The organism is Sediminibacter sp. Hel_I_10 (genome assembly GCF_000688335.1).
Lineage (GTDB): Bacteria > Bacteroidota > Bacteroidia > Flavobacteriales > Flavobacteriaceae > Psychroserpens.
Genome location: NZ_JHZX01000001.1, coordinates 2,362,769 through 2,383,232 on the forward strand (window position 1 = coordinate 2,362,769; position 20,464 = coordinate 2,383,232).

17 protein-coding genes are annotated in these 20,464 nt (G+C 38.4%); 12 read left to right on the forward strand and 5 right to left on the reverse strand.

Translation table 11 applies throughout. From position 1 onward, the window contains the following. Nucleotide 1: 1 nt before the first annotated feature. The 9 genes from P176_RS0110520 (at nt 2) to P176_RS0110560 (ending at nt 10,568) form a co-directional block, all read left to right on the forward strand. Nucleotides 2-436: a cupin domain-containing protein gene (locus tag P176_RS0110520; RefSeq protein ID WP_026754671.1), complete on the forward strand. Its 435-nt coding sequence runs from the start codon at nt 2-4 to the stop codon at nt 434-436. Nucleotides 437-445: 9 nt separating this feature from the next. Next, on the forward strand, nt 446-1,675 hold the full coding sequence (locus tag P176_RS0110525) for a glycoside hydrolase family 105 protein (protein WP_026754672.1): 1,230 nt from the start codon (nt 446-448) through the stop codon (nt 1,673-1,675). 1 nt (nt 1,676) lies between these two features. Then, nucleotides 1,677-2,726, forward strand: coding sequence for a Gfo/Idh/MocA family oxidoreductase (locus tag P176_RS0110530; protein ID WP_026754673.1), 1,050 nt, complete (start codon nt 1,677-1,679; stop codon nt 2,724-2,726). Beyond that, complete coding sequence (locus P176_RS0110535) at nt 2,723-4,333, forward strand: glycoside hydrolase 43 family protein (protein ID WP_026754674.1); 1,611 nt, start codon at nt 2,723-2,725, stop codon at nt 4,331-4,333. The genes P176_RS0110530 and P176_RS0110535 overlap by 4 nt, the downstream gene beginning before the upstream one ends. Next, nucleotides 4,330-5,505 (forward strand): sialidase family protein, encoded by a 1,176-nt coding sequence (locus P176_RS0110540; protein WP_026754675.1) that lies wholly within the window; start codon nt 4,330-4,332, stop codon nt 5,503-5,505. The genes P176_RS0110535 and P176_RS0110540 overlap by 4 nt, the downstream gene beginning before the upstream one ends. A gap of 34 nt (nt 5,506-5,539) precedes the next feature. After that, nucleotides 5,540-7,558, forward strand: a complete 2,019-nt coding sequence (gene pelA / locus P176_RS0110545; RefSeq protein WP_037348899.1) for a pectate lyase — start codon at nt 5,540-5,542, stop codon at nt 7,556-7,558. Further along, entirely contained in the window at nt 7,545-8,324 is a 780-nt protein-coding gene (locus P176_RS0110550; RefSeq protein ID WP_026754677.1) for a rhamnogalacturonan acetylesterase, read from the forward strand. The genes pelA and P176_RS0110550 overlap by 14 nt, the downstream gene beginning before the upstream one ends. Nucleotides 8,325-8,522: 198 nt before the next feature. Continuing rightward, a complete protein-coding gene (locus P176_RS0110555; protein WP_081820708.1) occupies nt 8,523-9,452 on the forward strand; it encodes an alpha/beta hydrolase in 930 nt (309 codons plus the stop codon). A 153-nt stretch (nt 9,453-9,605) separates the two neighbouring features. Then, nucleotides 9,606-10,568, forward strand: a complete 963-nt coding sequence (locus tag P176_RS0110560; RefSeq protein ID WP_026754679.1) for a hypothetical protein — start codon at nt 9,606-9,608, stop codon at nt 10,566-10,568. A gap of 141 nt (nt 10,569-10,709) precedes the next feature. Here the strand turns inward: P176_RS0110560 and P176_RS0110565 are convergent, their stop codons facing one another. From P176_RS0110565 to mfd, 4 genes are read right to left on the reverse strand one after another with little or no spacing between them, the layout of a single operon-like run. After that, the gene (locus P176_RS0110565; RefSeq protein WP_026754680.1) at nt 10,710-11,315 is read right to left on the reverse strand and encodes a GNAT family N-acetyltransferase; all 606 of its coding nucleotides are present in this window, start codon (nt 11,313-11,315) and stop codon (nt 10,710-10,712) included. 18 nt (nt 11,316-11,333) lie between these two features. Then, nucleotides 11,334-12,644, reverse strand: coding sequence for a TlpA disulfide reductase family protein (locus P176_RS0110570; protein WP_026754681.1), 1,311 nt, complete (start codon nt 12,642-12,644; stop codon nt 11,334-11,336). A gap of 49 nt (nt 12,645-12,693) precedes the next feature. Next, entirely contained in the window at nt 12,694-13,563 is an 870-nt protein-coding gene (locus P176_RS0110575; RefSeq protein ID WP_026754682.1) for a DMT family transporter, read from the reverse strand. Then, nucleotides 13,560-16,934, reverse strand: coding sequence for a transcription-repair coupling factor (mfd, locus tag P176_RS0110580; RefSeq protein ID WP_026754683.1), 3,375 nt, complete (start codon nt 16,932-16,934; stop codon nt 13,560-13,562). Before mfd ends, P176_RS0110575 begins: the two co-directional genes overlap by 4 nt. A 133-nt stretch (nt 16,935-17,067) precedes the next feature. Here mfd and P176_RS0110585 point away from each other — a divergent pair, with 133 nt between their 5' ends. Then, nucleotides 17,068-17,499, forward strand: coding sequence for a TerB family tellurite resistance protein (locus tag P176_RS0110585; protein WP_026754684.1), 432 nt, complete (start codon nt 17,068-17,070; stop codon nt 17,497-17,499). Between the two features lie 95 nt (nt 17,500-17,594). Here P176_RS0110585 and fbp read toward each other — a convergent pair whose 3' ends face one another. Continuing rightward, on the reverse strand, nt 17,595-18,614 hold the full coding sequence (fbp, locus tag P176_RS0110590; RefSeq protein ID WP_026754685.1) for a class 1 fructose-bisphosphatase: 1,020 nt from the start codon (nt 18,612-18,614) through the stop codon (nt 17,595-17,597). 114 nt (nt 18,615-18,728) lie between these two features. On the opposite strand from fbp, the gene P176_RS0110595 reads away from it, so the two are divergent. Then, on the forward strand, nt 18,729-19,208 hold the full coding sequence (locus P176_RS0110595) for a GNAT family N-acetyltransferase (protein WP_026754686.1): 480 nt from the start codon (nt 18,729-18,731) through the stop codon (nt 19,206-19,208). Next, nucleotides 19,208-20,458: an aspartate kinase gene (locus P176_RS0110600; protein ID WP_026754687.1), complete on the forward strand. Its 1,251-nt coding sequence runs from the start codon at nt 19,208-19,210 to the stop codon at nt 20,456-20,458. The genes P176_RS0110595 and P176_RS0110600 overlap by 1 nt, the downstream gene beginning before the upstream one ends. Nucleotides 20,459-20,464: the final 6 nt, after the last annotated feature.

Genomic DNA, 20,464 nt, shown 5'->3' on the forward strand with positions numbered 1-20,464 from the left:
AATGAGAGGCTTTCCAAACAGCATGTGGTCACTAGCCCTATGTGTTGGTGTCGCTTTTTCTGTAGGAGATCATCTATCTGCTCAAGAAAAAGATTACACCATAGAAAGTTGCGTCAATTCCTTTTCCGAAGAAAAAATAGTACCAACAAAAGTAGGCTATCAGTATTGGTTTGCAGATAAAGATTTTTTAGACGGAAGAACTATCAAAATGAGTGCTGTTGCGCCAGGAAAGTCTACCCATGCACCACACCAACATCCCGAAGATGAATTTTTCTACATTTTGGAGGGTACGGCGGAATTTTATTTAAATGGAGAAAAGGTTATTGTCGAAAAGAACACCAGTTTGTACTGCCCTTCAAATAGCATGCATGGCATAAGTAATGCCGGGGATACCGAACTGAAATATTTAGTGTTAAAAACATACGAGAAAAAATAAAGAATTAAGATGAAAAATATAGCGGTATTAGCCATAATAGCATTGGGTTTTCTTACAAGTTGTAAAGAAGAGAAGACGCCAGCAGAAACGGAGGCTCCAGTACAGGAATTGGAAATTTCAGAAGATTTAAAATGGTCTGAGCGCATGGCTTTGTCAGAAATTAAACGCTTTCCAGACCCAACCTTATTAGATTTTAGAGATAAACCGAGATGGAGTTATACAAACGGTTTGGTATTGCAGGCCATGTCAAAGGTCTACGAGCAAACAAAAAACGATACCTTATTTGATTATATCTATGATTATGCAAATAGAATGATCAATGAAGATGGCTCTATAGAAACCTATAAGTTTTCAAACTATAATTTAGATATGATTAAATCTGGTGATGCCATTTTCTATTTGAATGAAAAGAAACAAGAGCCGAGATTTAGAAAAGCAATGGATACACTTCATGCCCAATTAATGGGGCAACCAACAACTTCAGAAGGTGGGTATTGGCACAAAAAAGTATATCCGTCCCAAATGTGGCTCGATGGGGTTTACATGGCAGAACCTTTCCATGCTAAATATGCAAAGACCTACATGCAAGATGAAGAGACTACCAAAATGTATGATAAGATCGTGCTACAGTTTGACTTGATAGAAAAATACAGTCGCGACCCAAAGACAGGGCTGTATTTTCATGGATGGGATGAGAGTAAGGCGCAAAAATGGGCAGATAAAACAACAGGACTATCCCAAAATTTTTGGTCTCGCGGCATGGGTTGGTACGGTATGGCCTTAGTAGATGTGCTTGATGATTTACCAGAGAGCCACCCTGGAAGAGAACGTATTCTTAATTATTTAAAGCAATATGCAGAAGCCATTGTGAAGTATCAAGATGAAGCGACCGGAACTTGGTATCAAGTGTTGAACATGCCTGAGAAAGAAGGAAATTATCTAGAAGCAACGGGAACGAGTATGTTCACCTATACTCTAGCTAAAGGGGTCAATAAGGGATATTTATCAGAAACCTATCTGGATCATGCTAATAAAGCTTTTGAAGGCATACTTAAGAACTTTATTACTGTTGAAGATAATGGCGTTGTCAACCTCAATAAATGCTGTGGTGTCGCAGGCTTGGGAGGCGATCCCTACCGGGATGGTACTTTTGAATACTATATTGGTGAGATCGTGAGATCAAACGACCCTAAAGGAACGGGCCCATTTATCATGGCAGCTTTAGAACTTGATAAATAATATGAAAAGCACTCCAATACAAACAGCCTTGTGCTCTTTTGGAATGAGCGGACATTTGTTCCACGCGCCATTTATTGACGTCAACCCGAACTTCAATTTATACGCAGTGTTGGAACGCAGCAAAACTATAGCCGAAGGCAAGTACCCAAACATTAAAACATTCAGGTCTTTAGAAGACTTGCTTAATGATAATCGCATAGAATTAGTGATTGTCAATACGCCAAACGCCACCCATTTTGAAATTACAAAAAAGTGCATCACGGCTGGAAAACATGTGGTTGTAGAAAAACCATTTACAGTAACGATTGCTGAGGCTGAAGAGCTATCAGCTCTAGCCAAAAAACACAAGGTAAAACTTGCCGTTTACCACAACAGGCGTTGGGATAGTGACTTTAAAACAGTTAAAAAAATACTTGAAGATGGTAGGTTGGGAGACCTTGTTGAGGCAGAGTTTCACTATGATAGATATGACACCCAACTCAGCTATAAAAACCATAAAGAAACTCCTACCGAAGGCGTAGGAAGTTTATACGATTTAGGATCGCATATCATTGACCAAGCGCTACAATTATTCGGAATGCCCAAAAGCGTTTTTGCGAGTCTAAATCACTTTAGAGACCAGTCTAAGGTGACTGATTATTTTGATGTCAAACTCTTTTACAAATCGCATTACGTCATTTTAAAATCAAGCTATTTTGTTCGCGAGGCTTTACCGGCTTATACACTTCACGGAACAAATGGGTCTTTCATCAAATCGAAATCTGATATCCAAGAAGTTGAACTCCAAAAAGAATTAAAGCCTAATAGCAAAAACTGGGGCATAGAACCGGAAACCGAGCGCGGTTTGTTACATTTTATGAAAGATGGCCATGCATATAAAGAATTAATTGCTTCAGAAAAAGGAGATTATATGTTCTTCTATAACGGGGTTTATGATGCCATAAGATGTGATAAAGAAGTACCTGTTTCAGCAAAAGAAGCAACAAATGTTATAAAGATTATTGAAGCTGCAGGCCAAAGCCACAAAGAAAAAAGAATAGTTGATTTATGAGAAAAGCATTTTTTGTTTTAATAGCATTTTACGCAGTAGGGCTATGGGCTCAAGACAAGCCCATTTCAGAAGTTTGGGTTTCAGATAATGGAGACGGCACTTATACCAACCCCATTTTGCATTCTGATTTTTCAGACCCAGACGTCATAAGAGTAGGAGATGATTATTACATGACCGCATCCTCATTTAACACGGCGCCAGGTTTACCCATCCTTCATTCTAAGGATTTGGTAAATTGGGAATTGGTCAATTACGCATTACCAGAGCAAGTGCCTTTAGATGTGTTTAACTTACCGCAGCATGGTAAGGGGGTTTGGGCACCTTGCATAAGGTATCATAATAAGGAGTTCTATATTTTTTATCCAGATCCAGACTTCGGGATTTATATGACCAAAACCAAAGATCCTATGGGCACTTGGTCTCACCCAGTTTTAATTAAAAGCGGCAAAGGTTTAATAGATCCAACTCCACTTTGGGATGAGGACGGTGTAACCTATTTGGCTTACGCATATGCAGGAAGCCGCGCAGGCATAAAAAGTCTATTGGTCATTTGCACCATGAATGCAGAGGCTACAGCAACCAACAATGATGAGGTCATGATTATTGACGGTCATCAAAACGAATCTACTATAGAAGGACCAAAGTTTTACAAGCGCAACGGCTACTATTATATTTTTGCCCCAGCAGGAGGTGTCGCCACAGGATGGCAAACCATTTTAAGATCAAAGTCTGTTTACGGACCATACGAAACTAAGAAAGTACTTCACCAAGGGAACACCGCCATTAATGGGCCGCATCAAGGGGCTTGGGTAACCACGCAAACGGGAGAAGACTGGTTTTTACATTTTCAAGATAAAGGTGCTTATGGGCGCATTGTGCACATGCAACCCATGACCTGGGAGGCTAACTGGCCAGTAATCGGTGTCGATCAAAATAAAGATGGTATTGGAGAGCCCGTTGCTACCTATAAAAAGCCAAATGTCGGTAAGCGTTATCCTTTAAAAACACCGCCAGATTCTGATGAATTTAATCAACCCAAATTAGGGCTACAATGGCAATGGCAGGCAAATCCTGAAGTTTATTATGGATTTCCAACAACTATGGGGCACTTTACCATGTATTGCAGGCCAATTCCAGAAGCGGCTAAAAACTTATATCCTGTCTCAAACCTACTGCTTCAAAAATTTCCTTCGGAAACATTTACAGCTACTACAAAAATGACCTTTAATGCGCGTTTTGATAAAGAACAAGTAGGCTTTTTAATTATGGGATTAGACTATAGCTATCTCAAGTTTCAGCAAGAGAATGGCCAACTCTATCTTTCTCAAGTGGTCTGTAAAAATGCAGATAAGAATGGAGAAGAAACAGTTATTGGTAAAACCCAAATAGCAACCAATACCGTGTATTTAAGAGTTAATGTTGGTAAGGGCGGTATGTGCAACTTTTTATATAGTCTCGACAATACCAATTTTAAACCTATAGGAGACCCATTCACAGCAAGAGAAGGTAAATGGATTGGATCCAAAATTGGGTTTTTAGCACTTCGTGAAGGCGTCACAAACGATTCTGGAAGTTTAGATATTGATTGGATAAGGTTTACAAAATGAGAAACAGCAACATTTTTATAACCATTTTAGGAATCACTGCGTTACTGTTTACCTCTTGTAAAGAAGAAAAAGCGTCTAGGATTCCTTTTGAAGTGAAAACAAGTATGTTTGATCAGAACCAAAAGAATGATTTGGGGATGAAAACTCCTAAGGGTTTAGAAACGTTTACAATATTTAAACCAACTGACAGTACAGATCAATTTAGTAACGGTGCTGTAATGATAGCTTTTAAAGATCAATTGTACTGTCAATGGCAAAGCTCGGCGAAAGATGAAGATTCAGAAGATACTTGGGTCGCTTACAGCAGCAGTACTGACGGTAAACACTGGTCGTCACCAATGATTTTATCGAGCAGTTTAGAAGATGGCATTTCAACCTCAGGCGGTTGGTGGGTCTCTGGAGATAGCCTTGTGGCGTACATCAATACGTGGCCATCAAAAGTTTTGCCAGAAGGAGGGTTTGCTTATTATAAAACAAGCACCGATGGCATACATTGGTCAGAAAAAAAACCAGTACTCATGTCTGACGGATCGGCCATGCAAGGCGTATTTGAGCAAGATCCGCACACCTTACCTAACGGGCGTATTATAAGCGCAGCTCATTTTCAGCCTGGTTTAGTAGTAGCTCCAATATATACCGATGATCCAAAAGGATTGAGCGGCTGGAAACGCGCCAATTTTTCAAATATCTCCATTAAAAAAGACGTATCACGAGAGATTGAACCAAGTTGGTTTTTAAAAGAGAACGGTAATGCGGTTATGGTTTTTAGAGATCAAAAAAGCTCCCATCATAGTCTAGCTTCAGTTAGTGAAGATGATGGTGAAAACTGGTCAACCCCAGTCATTACCGATATGCCAGACTCACGCTCTAAACAAAGCGCTGGTAATCTACCAAACGGAGTTGCGTTTTTGGTGAATAATCCAGTTCAAGATAAAAAACGCACTCCTTTAGCGATTACGCTTAGTCTAAATGGAAGTAGGTTTGATGAGGCTTTTGTGCTTCGGAAAACCGATGACATTCAACCCCTGCAATATGAAGGAAAATATAAAAGGCCAGGCTACCACTATCCAAAATCCTTTGTTTGGAAACAGCACCTTTACGTGTCTTACACCACTAATAAAGAAGATGTACAATACACAAAAATACCTTTGTCTAGCTTAAATATTGAATAAAGCATAGGAAGTATAAGTATATTAAAAAACAAAAATGAGATACATAAAACAGATAAAATTAGTTTTGATTACGATGCTGTTGCTTTCAGGTTCTGTGCTTGATGCGCAAATTCTCGATAAATCTTGGCACGAGATTACAAGTAAAAAAGAAGACGATTGGTTTGCGTCTGCAGAAGCCAAAACGATTGCTGATAACGTTTTGCTATACCAGCGAGATATTGGTGGTTGGCCTAAAAACATTCAAATGCAAAAGCCGCTTTCCGAAGCAGAAAAGCAAAAACTGAAGGCCTTAAAATCGAGTTCAAAAGACGTGACTACCGATAATGGCGCCACCTATCACGAAATGATTTTTTTGTCTAAAGTATACAGAGCACAGCCCGAGCCACGCTACAAAGAGGCGTTCTTAAACGGATTGAATTATTTGTTAGAAGCCCAATATGACAATGGCGGTTGGCCTCAATTTTATCCGTTGAAAGAAGGCTATTATACCCATATTACCTACAACGATGATTCCATGGTCAATATCCTCAAGGTGTTAAAAAATATTAAGGACGAGACCGGTTATTTTTCAATTCAACCTTCCGAAGCAGTTAGAAAAAAAGTAGATGTTGCATTTCAAAAGGGCATTGAGTGCATATTGAACACTCAATATGTTCAAAATGGTGTGCTTACCGCTTGGTGCGCACAGCACGACAAAAACACCTTATTGCCAGCAAAAGCACGCGCCTATGAATTGCCATCCTTAAGTGGAGCAGAATCTGCAAATATTGTGTTGTTGTTGATGTCTATTGAGAATCCATCCACTGCAGTGATCAACTCAGTTCATAAGGCTGTTGCTTGGTTTGAGAACACTAAAATTACAGGATTACGAGAAGACCGAGTTTATAATGACGAAGGCAAAACCATAAGTAAAATCATGGTTGCAGATGAAAATGCGCCAGCCATTTGGGCCCGTTTTATGGATTTGGAAGACAATACGCCTTTTTTTAGTGATCGAGACGGGATTAAAAAAGCAACACTTGCCGAAATAGGGGAAGAGCGAAGAAATGGATATGCTTGGTACAAAACATTTCCGCAGAAAGTATTAGACAAGTATCCTGAATGGAAAGAAAAGCACAGCTCAAAGAACTTGAAACAACTTGGTAATTTGTTTGAAGTGGTTGTCGCAAAAGATGGAAGCGGAGATTACGTAAGTATTCAAGAAGCCATAAATAACTCAAAGGCCTTTCCTTATGATAGAATCACCATCACCATTAAAAATGGCATCTATTACGAGAAAGTAAAGGTACATGAATGGAATCCTAACATCACCTTAATAGGCGAGAGTAAAGAACATACTATTATTACCTACGATGATTATTTTGATAAAATTGATTTAGGAAGAAACAGTACGTTTTATTCGCAAACAGTTTTAATAGATGCAGATCGTACAATTTTAAAGAATCTCACCATAGAGAATTCGGCAGGAGACGTTGGTCAAGCTGTGGCTCTAGCTGTAAATGCAACTGAGGTGGCTGTGATTAATTGCAACCTTCTGGGTCATCAAGATACCTTGTACGCCTCAGGAAAGGGACAACAATATTACAAGGCCTGTTACATTGAAGGGACTACAGATTTTATCTTCGGAAATGCAACCGCATTGTTTGAAAATTGTCAAATTCATAGCAAAAGGGATTCTTTTATTACAGCCGCTTCAACTCCAAAAGAGGCTGATTTTGGATATGTTTTTAAAGATTGTGATCTCACCGCCAATGACGAGGTGACTAAAATGTACTTAGGAAGGCCATGGCGTATTTATGCAAAAACGGTGTTTATAAATTGTAATTTGGGAGACCATATTCTGCCAGTTGGTTGGGACAATTGGTCTAAACCTGAAGCTGAAAAAACAACCTTTTACGCCGAGTTTAATAATTCGGGTGAAGGCTATCGACCAAATGAGCGTGTGAATTGGTCACATCAACTCACAAAAAGTGAAGCTAAATCCTATACAATAAAAACTATTTTAGGAAACCCGAAGAAGTCTTCAAAAAAAGAATGGTATGAACTATTATAAACTTATTTTTTTAATGCTAGTGCTTGTTTTTCAATCGTGTCAAGAACAAGAAAAACAGTCGGAGACAGAGGAAGAGTCCAATCAAAACGTGATGCTTTATACAATTGGAGACTCTACAATGGCCGATAAGCCCGATCCTAATGAGAACCCAGAACGTGGTTGGTGCCAGCTATTACCTCAATTTTTAAATGACAATATAGCTTTAGAAAACCATGCGGTCAACGGCAGGAGTACACGAAGCTTTATTGATGAGAAAAAATGGGAAGCGGTATATCATAAATTAAATAAAGGTGATTATGTGTTTATTCAGTTTGGGCATAACGATCAAAAAGAGAACTCTCCCAAACGCTATACCAATGCGCATACCGCCTACCGAAACAACTTGATCAAGTTTGTTGAGCAAACCAGAGAAAAAGGTGCAAACCCGGTATTATTCACATCAATAGTAAGACGTACTTTTAATACAGATTCAACTTTGGTAGATACACACGGCGCTTATCCGTTAGAGGTGAGATTGGTAGCTCAAGACTATGAGGTGCCTTTAATTGATTTACAATATTTAACCGAATTGTTAGAAGAATCTTACGGCGTAGAAGCCTCAAGAAAGCTGCATTTGCATTATACACCCAATGAAATTTCCTATTATCCCGAAGGTAAAGAAGATGACACGCACTTGTCTGTTTTAGGAGCTACAGAAGTTGCCAAACTAGCAGTAACAGCTTTAAAAGATAAGGTTGAAGGCTTTGATCGATACCTTAAAAAATAATTATGGGGTAGATGTCATAGTCCAGTGACTGTGCTAATTAAGTATATAGTCTTTGATAATGCAGATGATACTATTGCTATAAAAGCTGGACGAAAAGATCCTGCTAGAAATAGTTGTTTGCGTTCAAAAATATTATAATAAAATCTGTAAATTTATTAGAGAACGAAAAAAAAGTGCCAAGTGCTGCAAATTAAAATTATGAGCTATAAAAATAAACTTATATATGTCTTTATGGGCATGTTATTTATGAATCTTCAAGCACAGCAGAACATCATAGAAATATGGGATAATGAAATTCCAGGAGAAGTGACCTCAGACGGTTATCAAGAAGAATTAAACGTTGAGAACGGGCAAATACTGCGTGCCGAAAAAGTTATAGTGCCCACCTTAACCGTTTATAAACCAAAAAAACCAAATGGCACCACAGTGATCATTTTCCCTGGGGGCGGTTATCATCATTTAGCAATAGATAAAGAAGGTACAAAAGTAGCGCAGTGGTTAAATCAACTTGGGATTACAGCCTTTGTGCTAAAGTATTGCTTGCCAAGTGATGTCATTATGGAAGACAAAACCATAGGGCCATTACAAGATGCGCAAAGAGCAGTACGTTACGTGAGACGCAATGCCGAGAAAATGAAATTAGATCCAGCTAAAATAGGAGTAATGGGTTTTTCTGCTGGTGGCCATTTGGCGGCAACACTTTCTACGCAATACGATACAATCGTTTACGAGCTCGAGGATGAGGTGAGTGCTCAACCAAATTTTTCAATTTTAGTTTATCCCGTCATTTCCATGCAAGATGATATTACGCATCAAGGATCTAAAACTAACTTATTAGGAGACCATCCTTCCGAAGAACAGGTAATGGCCTACTCCAATGAGAAGCAAGTTACAGATGCTACGCCTAAAACTTTTTTGGTGCATGCTACCGATGATTCCTCGGTACCAGTAGAGAATAGTATTCGGTATTATATGGCATTAAAAAGTCACAACGTCCCTGTTGAGTTACATCTTTACGAAAAAGGAGGTCACGGCTTTGGTTTGGGTAGGGGCGATACAAATCAGTACTGGCCTTTGGCCTGCGAGCAATGGTTAGATGCTCATCATTTGATCAATAAAACATTTTAAGATCATATTAGCTACTACAATAGGCATTAAGCTTCAAGGATATTTTGGCGCTTAATGGAGATGCTCAAAATAACAATAATCTGAAATTCAGAATATTATAATTTTTGGCATAGCTTTTGAATCCTTGGTTTCATAACACAAAAACACACGATTATGAGAGCCACTAAACTACTTTTCGGATTTGCCCTAGCGGCTACATTATTGACATCCTGTTATACAGATGAGGTAATTGTTAACGATTATAACAATGCGCCCTCCATCTCATTAAATCAATTATTGAATACCTACGAGCTTTGGTATGTGGATGTGAATCAGACTTTAGGAAATGGTGAAACCCCTTTTTTACAGATTGCATTTACGCTCTCATTTAGAAATGGCGTCTTGTATGCCAACAATAATCTGGTGGGATTTGGCAATCAAGGCAATGGGTTTGGAATTGATGTGGGTGTGTATGATACCTATGACATGATTTTGGATGTGACCCATGACATCGATGGCTACCAATCTTTTGATGTTTACCAAATTGATAACAATACCATTGAGCTTTATAACCCATTTAATGATACCTCATATTTTCTAAATGGTTACCAGCGCAGCAATTTTGATTATGACTTCGTATTCTATGATAATATCCATTATTTCTTACAAGAATATCAAGCTTGGGAGAAAACCTATACAAGCCAATTGGGCGCTATAAATGAGTTTGATAATGAAAATTACCTTCAGTTTTTGTCTGTCGGAAATGATAGCACCTTTAGAAGCTCGCAAGACACATATAGCAATAACCCGAGTACTATTTTTTGGGATTACACCGGTGTGTATGGTGTTGGAAATGTGAACAATAACCAATACTTAAAAACCTTAACATTAGATTATGATTTCTTCGACAATGAATTTTTTGAGTTGAGCGTTATAAATGATCAACGCATAGAGTTATACCATGCATCATCTGGCACGGTTTATGAATTTACAGGTAGAGGTTATATTGAGTTCTTAAGAACTGAAGAAGTCTCTGCCAAGAATGATAAAGGCTCTCCAAGTTTAGAGCCACAGATGAAGAAGCGTAAGCAAAAAACAGAAAAAAGAGACAACCCTCGAGAACATACTAGGAGCTAGATTTTGGTTGGTTATTTAGTCTCCGTAAAGACGTCCATCTCATTTATTTGAGATGGGCGTCTTCTTTTAAATATCTTTTTTTTCTTCGGAAATGGTTGCCTAAAAATAGCTTCAAAATTTTTGGAGACATCGCATAGCGCCTTAAGGAAGCTGTTTTCTGGAAAGCATCATCTGAAGCGTTTTTTTAACACCAATCCATTCTTGGGAAATGATGGAAAACACAACCGACTCTCTAAAACTCCCATCTTCGTTGATGCGATGATTTCTTAAAATACCATCCTTCTTGGCACCAAGTCTTGCTATAGCGTTTTTAGAAGTGGTATTGAACCAATCGGTCATGAATTGAACGGCAATACAATGTAAGGTTTCAAAGGCATAGGTCAACAATAGTAATTTACACTCCGTATTTACTCCAGAACGCTGATGAGACTTTGCATACCAAGTATATCCTATTTCTAAACGTCTGTGGGATTGCTGTAAATTGTAAAATCGAGTACAACCAATAATACGACCACTAGCATTATCTATTACTGAAAACGGAAAAGCCTCACCGCTTAACTTGTCTGCTAGAGCATGATCAATGTAATCATCCATGGTGTTTTTACAGGGCACGGATGTAAACCATAACTCCCAAAGTTTTCCGTCTTCTGCTGCTGAGCCTAAAGCGTCTTTATGGGCCTGCTCTAAAGGGATCAGTGTTACGATGTCACCCTTTAAGGTCAGCGCGTGAGGTATACAATTTTTCATTTAAGATAGCTGGATTGGTTATCGCTTAATTAATTTTTCTAAAGCTGCATGATCATGAGGCTTCGCTAAAATTGTTTTATCGGAATCTAAAAGAAAATAAGAAGGGGTTGCCTCTACGCCATAAGCATCAGAAATTGGATTATCCCATTTCTCCAGCCCCAAAACATGGATAAAATCGGGATAGTTGGTTATGGCTTTTTTCCAGTTTTTAGCATCATCTTCTAAACCAATGGCAATAACTGTGATGTCTTTATTGTCAGCCAAGAGTGCTTTTACTTTTGGAAGTTCTTCTAAGCAATGGCCGCAGGTACTGCTCCAAAATATCAATAAATACTGGTTTGCCATATTAAGCTCATGCAAAGTGGTTTTGGTTGGCTTTCCTTCTATAAGAGCGTCTATTTTAAAATCTTGAGCTTTGGCGCCAATAGCATTGTTTTTAGAAGCTATTAAATCTTCAGTAAGTGCATCGTAATTAAATTGCTGAGAGAGTTGTAGCAGATAATTGTCACTCACATAATTGGCTAACTCTTGGTTGTCTAGAGTTTTGAAATTTCGCCATACTTGCTCCAAAAGAATAATTTTAATCACTTTTTGGCCTTCGCCAATGCTATTGACCAAAATATCAACATGTTTTTTATAGTCGGCATTGTTTTCTGAAGTCATTCCGAAGATAAAAGCCATCACCTTATCTGATAGAAAATCAGAACTTTGTAACAAGGCATTTCCGAAATCAACCTGTTCTAAGTAAGCACGTTTTAGGTTTTTGGTATAGGTTGCTAAATCTTCATACGCAGGGGGAATGTAGGGTGCGTTAGATTTGATAAAAGGCGCAACCATCATGTCTTTTGCAGCTTCTTCAAACGCAGTTTGAGTGTCTTTAGCAGTTTTGAAGATTGATTTTAGTGCAGCCTTATCCGTACTTTCTTGGGTGTAAAAATTACTAATGGTACGGTTCACCATGTCAATACTGTGCAAATAAGATTGCCACAACTTATTTTCCTTACTTTCTGAAATTTCCAGGCCTTGGGTTTCGTTAAATGTAAAAGCAATGGACTCTTTTCCGTTATAAATCAAATCAAAATTAAATCGTTCTGGCGGTGTTGCATAAACGATCTTATAAATTCCAGCGGTGATTGAACTGTCCAGTGCGATACTAAAACTTCCGTCTCCCGCCAATTTTGCTTGCTCCATAAACTCTGTACCAGTAGGCGTCGCTTTGTACAACAAGGCGTAGGTGTAATCTTCTACGGGAGAAAAGACACCGCTAATGGAATTTTGAGCGATCATTAACGCTGGTAAAAAAAACAGGAATAACAGAACTCGTTTCATTTCTTAAGGTTTAACAGGTCAGTTCAAATATAAAGCCAAAGATTTATAATTAGCGCGCAATTTTTTGTTTTGAACGGATACTTTCAATCATTACTGTTAGAATAATTAATGTTCCACCTAAAAAGATGTTCCAAGATGGGACTTCATTTAGAAACAAAAAGGCAATAATAATTCCGAAAATAGGTTGAGAACTTCCTATAATACTGGCCGTGCTCACTTTAAAATATTTAAAGCTATTGATAAACATGGTATGACCAATGGCTGTAGTTAATAAGGCCAATAGGATGACAAATGGGTACTCTGTTTCAATTTTTGAAGTATCCATAATAAACAGCATTGGGAACAGTATTACAGCTAAAATAGCAACTTGATAAAACATCAGTAGGCTGCCATCGTAGCGCGTGGTCTTTTCCTTAAGAATGAGATTTCTGAGTGCGTAGAAGATTGAGGATAGTAATCCTAAGATGACGCCTTGTAGTTTGGTGTTGTTTAAGTCAAAATCTGGGGCAAGAATAGAGATGCCCAACAGTACCAAGATCCCTAGAACGATGTGCATAGGATCAAATTTCAGCTTAAAAAACAGTGGTTCTAATAAGGCGGTTATTACGGGAAATGTAAATAGAGAGAGCATGCCAATTGCTACATTGGCCACTTTAAGCGCATAAAAATAGGTGATCCAATGGGCGCCCATTAAAAGAGCAGCAATAACAAAAGTAAATCCGTCTTTTTTGTAGTCTACTTTGAGCGTTACCTTTTTATAGCGGCAGTACAAAAACAAAAACAGACCTGCTAACGTACAGCGCCACCAAATGATCACGGGCGTGGGCATGTCTATATATTTGCCCAAAGCTCCAGAAGTACTTATGAAAATGGTGGAAAGGGTTAGCCAAAACACATGTTTTGAGTGCGTGGCGCTCATATTTGCTCGAGTCTGGTAAGGGCTTGTTTCACAGATTTAATGTGTTCAAAGGTTAAGAGCAAGCGTAATCCATTTCTGGTTTGCTTCTCTTTCATCTTACAATCCTGAGGATGTGTTTGTACAAATTTTAAGACTTTGGTAAAGTGATCACTTTGATAAAAAGCACTTTTCTGATCATTGATAAAATAGCCAATAAAGCGACCTTTCTTCATGATGATTTTCTCTAAACCTAGTTTTGTGGCAATCCATTTAATGCGCACGCTGTTAAATAAATCAACCACTTGAACGGGCATTTCACCAAAGCGATCTATGATTTCAGATGTAAAGGTCTGTAATTCTTCTTCGGTCTTTAGTGTATTTAATTTGGTATACAAATTGAGACGCTCTGTAATATTGTTGACATAATCATCTGGAAACAACAATTCAAAATCGGTATCTATGGTAATATCCTTGACGTATTCTTTTTCTTTTCCGTCGTCTTGGTATAGATCTTTAAACTCGTTTTCTTTGAGCTCTTCAATGGCCTCATTCAATATTTTCTGGTAGGTGTCAAAGCCAATGTCGTTTATAAATCCGCTTTGTTCTCCTCCTAAAAGATCACCTGCACCACGAATTTCGAGGTCCTTCATAGCAATATTGAATCCGCTACCAAGTTCTGTAAATTGCTCTAGTGCGGTAATACGCTTTCGGGCATCTGAAGTCATGGCAGAATATTCTGGTGTAATAAAATAGCAAAACGCCTTTTTATTACTTCGTCCCACACGACCTCGCATTTGATGCAAATCGCTCAACCCGAAATTATTGGCATTATTTATAAAAATAGTATTGGCATTTGGCACATCTAGACCACTTTCTACAATTGTGGTACTTATCAAGACATCAAATTCACCATTCATAAAGGCAAGCATGAGCTGTTCTAGTTTTTTGCCTTCCATTTGCCCGTGACCTACAGCAATCTTAGCATCTGGTACCAAACGTTGTATCATTCCGGCAACTTCCTTTATGTTTTCAATTCTATTATGAATAAAGAAAATTTGTCCGCCTCTTTCAATCTCATAACTTACGGCATCTCTTATGGTTTCTTCACTAAAACGAATCACATGACTCTCAATGGGGTAGCGGTTTGGCGGAGGTGTGGTAATTACAGAAAGATCTCTCGCTGCCATTAAACTAAACTGTAAAGTTCTTGGGATTGGTGTCGCGGTTAAGGTGAGTACATCAACGTTGTCTTTTAAGGTCTTGAGTTTTTCTTTAACGGCAACTCCAAATTTTTGCTCTTCATCTACGATGAGCAGTCCCAAATCCTTAAACTTCACATTTTTATTGACCAATTGGTGGGTCCCAATAATGATATCCACGTGCCCTTTTTCTAACTTTTCAAGGGTTTCTCTTTTTTCCTTGGCGGTTCTAAAACGATTGAGGTAATCTACGGTTACAGGAAAATCTTTTAGTCGTTCACTAATGGTACGGTGGTGCTGATAGGCCAAAATGGTGGTTGGTACTAGAATAGCCACTTGTTTGCCGTTATCAACCGCTTTAAAGGCGGCGCGAATGGCTACTTCGGTCTTGCCAAAGCCCACATCGCCACAAATAAGACGGTCCATTGGGCGCTCACTTTCCATATCGGCTTTCACATCGGCGGTAGACGAAATTTGATCTGGAGTATCCTCATAGATAAAAGATGCTTCCAACTCGTGCTGCAAATAGCTGTCGGGTTTGTATTGGTAACCCCTCTCTAATTTACGCTTGGCATACACTTGAATAAGATTAAAGGCAATCTCTTTAACCCGTGTTTTGGTTTTTTGCTTGAGCGTTTTCCAAGCTTTACTGCCCAACTTGTAAACCTTGGGTGGTTTACCGTCTTTACCATTAAACTTGGTGATTTTATGAAGGGAGTGGATGCTAAGGTACAGCACATCGCGTTCCCCATAAATCAATTTAATGGCTTCCTGTTTTTTACCTTCAACATCAATTTTTTGGAGTCCGCCAAACTTGCCTATTCCGTGATCTATATGCGTCACATAGTCTCCAATATCTAGATTGGTCAACTCTTTAAGGGTTATGGCCTGTTTTTTGGCGTAACCATTTTTAAGATGAAATTTATGGTAGCGCTCAAATATTTGATGATCGGTGTAGCAAGCTACTTTTTGATCGTGATCTACAAATCCTTGGTATAAAGAAAGCACAATGGTTTGGTAGTGTACGTGCTGTTCAATATTGAAATCGGCATCATCAAAAATATCATGAAACCGTTTGGCTTGTTGTTCACTAGCGCAAGCAATGTAATTGGTATAGCCTTTAGAATGGTGCAGCTTTAGGTCTTCAATCAATAGATTGAATTGTTTGTTAAAAGCTGGTTGAGGCGAGGTATTAAATTCTATCCGCTGTGTATGCTCGGCTTTATCAAGCATTTTAGAAGCACCAAATTCTACCAAGGTGAACTCCAATAACTGACGTTTCAAGCTTTCCGAATTACAGAAAAGTTCATTAGGCTCAGCGTGTTTTATTTCCGAAGATAATTTTTTAAAGGCATCAACAGCTTTTTCGTAGAACTCATCAATTCTATCAAATAATAGGGGCGGATTCTTTACAAATACCACCGTTTTTTGCGCCATATATTTTAAAAAGCTCTGTCGGGTCTCTTCTAAAAATTTATTGGCAACATTAGGGATGATTCCAATTTTTTTAATTTGTTCGGTAGACAGTTGGGTTTCTACATCAAAGGTACGGATGCTATCCACTTCATCTCCAAAAAACTCAATACGATAGGGTTCGTCATGAGAAAAAGAAAAGACATCAACAATCCCGCCCCGTACCGAAAACTCTCCAGGCTCAGTCACAAAATCAACTCTTTTAAACTGATACTCAAATAAGACCTCGTTTACAAAATCAATAGAAAGTTGATCTCCTATGGCAATTTTGAGTGTGTTTTTTTCAAGTTCACGACGTGTCACTACCTTTTCAAACAAAGCGTCTGGATAGGTCACCACAACCGCTGGCTTTTTGCGTGAATTGATACGGTTTAATACCTCAGAGCGCAGCAATACATTGGCATTGTCTGTTTCTTCAATTTGATAAGGCCGGCGATAGCTGCCAGGATAAAAAAGAACATCCCTATCATTGAGTAAGGCCTCAATATCGTTTAAATGAAAGGCTGCTTCTTCTTTATCATTAAAAATCAGCAAGAATGGTTTTTCTGATGTTCGAAATGCTTCGGAAATTACAAGCGAAAGCGAAGAGCCAATGAGCCCTTTAAGCTGTATTTTTTGTTGAATTTCGGCTGAAGAATCGAAAGTTTGGGCAATAGTTGTCTGCAGATTTTGCGTTTGCAAAGACTGTTGATATGTTTGCGAGAGAGTGGTTTTACTCAAGACAGATGTGTTTACAAAATGGGTACGTTTAAAGGTCAAACGCACTAGGGTGCAAATATAAAATTTTTGTAATAGTGCTTCTTGTTAAAATATGAAATAAAACTATCTTTGCACGACTTTAAAACAAAAGCACATGTCATTTTCAGATTTATTTGATAGCGGATTTAAAACAAGGAACCAAGATCATTTTGCGGCTATCGTTCGTGTTGCCATGGATGATGGTATTATTAGCGAAGAGGAAAAAGCATTTTTAGATCGTTTGGCTAGAAAATTAGACATTAGCGAGACTGATTATAAAGAAATTTTAAAAGATTATCAATCGCATCCTATCAACCCGCCAACCTCTTACGACCAGAGATTGGAGCGTTTATATGATTTGGCACGTATGGTCTATGTAGATCATATCAAAGGGGATCACGAGGAAATTGTACTGCAAAAAATTGCTATAGGCTTAGGTTTTTCTACAGATAACGTGAAGTACGTGGTAGATAAAGCCTTAACTTTAGTAAATAATGGGGTAGATTTAGATACCTTTTCAGAAGAAATGAAAACCATGAATAGATAGTATTAGAACACTATTCCTTATAATTTATATAAATAAAAAAGCCACGATCTCGTGGCTTTTTCTTGTGATATATATTCTGTTTTTCAGGTCCTGAACTAAGAGTTCAAAGTCCTCGCATTTCGCATAAATTCTTCAGCTTTATCCACCATATTTCTACTGCCGCAGATAAATGGCACACGTTGGTGCAATTCGGTTGGCTCAATGTCCATAATTCGGTTAAATCCATCGCTGGCCTTACCTTTGGCCTGTTCGGCTATAAAGGCCATGGGGTTGCATTCATAAAGCAAACGTAATTTACCTTCGTAGTTTTTTGAGCTTTTTGGATAGATGTAAATACCACCCTTAATCATGTTTCTATGGAAATCTGAAACCAATGAACCTATATATCTGCTGGTGTAAGGTCGGTCGCCCTCTTCCATTTGGCAATACTTGATATAGCTTTTGATGCCTTGCGGAAAATGGATGTAATTTCCTTCATTCACACTATAAATCTTACCATCCGCAGGAAATTCCATATTGGGATGAGAGAGGTAGAAAGTACCAATGGCAGGGTTCAAAGTAAAGCCATTAACACCATGGCCTGTGGTGTACACAATCATGGTTGAGGTGCCGTAAACAATATATCCTGCTGCTACCTGCTGACTTCCTTTTTGAAGAAAATCTTCAATGGTTACCGCAGTTCCTACTGGAGTCACCCTTCTGTAGATGGAGAAAATGGTGCCTACAGAAACATTAACGTCAATGTTTGAAGAGCCATCTAAAGGGTCGATCAAAACGATATATTTGTTCCCATGGTTTTCATCTTGACTGTTTATCGCGATGAAATCGTCCTCTTCTTCACTCGCAATACCACAAACAATATTACGCTTGGTTAAGGTCTGTATGAATTTTTTATTGGCGTAAACATCTAGTTTTTGCTGGTCTTCGCCTTGAATGTTGGTATCTCCAGCAGCGCCGAGAATATCTACCAAACCTGCTTTATTAACTTCATGATTAACCACCTTTGCAGCTAATCTTATGGAGTTGATGAGCCTAGACAATTCTCCTGAGGAGTACTTAAAGGCTTGTTGATTTTCAATGATAAATTCACCGAGTGTTTGGTTTTTTCTAGACATCTAATGTTAAAATTTTTACAAATATCTTATTTTTTCGATCAACTACAACGATTTCGTCTGAATATTGATAATTCAATTTTTAAGTTTAAACTATCTTTGATTCAAAGACAGCTCATGACATTTACCATTCGAAAAGCCAGTCGTGAAGATATGGCATCCGTTCTAAATCTAATAGAAGAACTTGCAGAATTTGAGAAAGAACCGCAAGAAGTGGAACTTAATATTTCAGACTTAGAACAAGCGGGGTTTGGAGCATCACCTCAATTTACATGCTTTGTAGCAGAAGTTAATAGTGTTATTGTAGGGTTGGCATTGGTCTACTATCGTTTTTCAACATGGAAAGGCAGGGTTCTACATTTAGAAGACCTTATTGTAAGACAGAAGATGCGAGGTTCTGGTTTAGGCACGGCTCTTTTGGATGCGGTAGTCAAATATGGTAATGAGCAGGGCGTTAAACGGATTAGTTGGGAAGTTTTAGACTGGAATGAACCCGCCATTACGTTTTACGAAAACAAGGGAGCCGACGTCAAACGAGATTGGGATGTGGTGCATCTCAATGAAAAAGCAATACAAAATTATTTATCTAAACTATAATGCGCGTATTTAAATTTGGAGGAGCTTCTGTAAAAAATGCAGAAGGTGTAAAAAACTTGGCTTCGGTTTTGAAGCAAGTTGGGCATAAAGAAACCTTGGTGATCATTTCGGCCATGGGTAAAACAACAAACGCTTTGGAAGTAGTGATTAAAAACTACTTTGAAAACAAGCCAGCGTTAAGAACTGCCATTGAAGAGGTAAAGCACTATCACAACGAGATTCTTTGGGATCTTTTTGAGAATAAGCAACATGCAGCCTTCAGTAAAGTAAAAGCCCTTTTTGAAGAGTTAGATGGGTTTTTAGACCGAAATAAATCTCCAGATTATAATTTTGTCTATGATCAGGTCATTGGTTTTGGAGAGTTGATATCAACTACGATCGTTAGTGCTTTTTTAAATGAAACGGGAATGACCAACACGTGGTTAGACGTACGCGAATTCATTAAAACAGACGATTATTACAGAAGAGCCAATGTAGATTGGGAGCAGACGCAAGCCCATATAAAATCTAAGGTAGATACTTCGATACTTAATATAAGTCAAGGGTTTTTGGGCAGTGATGCCAATAACTTTACAACCACTTTGGGACGAGAGGGGAGTGATTATACCGCTGCAATTTTTGCGTATTGTTTAAATGCCGAAAGCGTTACCATTTGGAAGGATGTACCAGGTGTGTTAAATGCAGATCCGCGCTATTTTGAGAATGCCGAGTTGCTTCACGTCATTTCTTATCGAGAGGCGATTGAGTTGGCTTTTTATGGGGCATCGGTAATTCACCCAAAAACATTGCAACCACTTCAGCAAAAGGAAATTCCCTTATTTGTAAAATCATTTTTAAATCCTAAAGAGGCAGGTACTATGGTGGGGAAAGCTGCCGGAATTGAGCCAAACGTGCCTTGCTTTATCGTTAAGAAAAATCAAGTCCTTGTAAAACTCTCCTCGCTTGACTTTTCATATATTGTTGAGGAGAATATTAGTGAGATCTTTAGATTGTTGCACCATTATAAAATGAAGGTCGATGTGATTCAAAATTCGGCCATTAGTTTTTCGGTATGTTTTGAAAACAGTTATGGCAACCTAGAGAAATTATTGCAACATCTTAAGGCAAAATTTAAGGTGTCTTCTCATGAAAATGTAAGTTTGTATACTGTTAGACATTACAACGAAGCGGCAGTAACTGCCATAGAAGAAGGCAAAGAATTGCTGTTAAAGCAATTGACCCAAGAAACCATGCAGATCGTAACTAAATAGAAGACA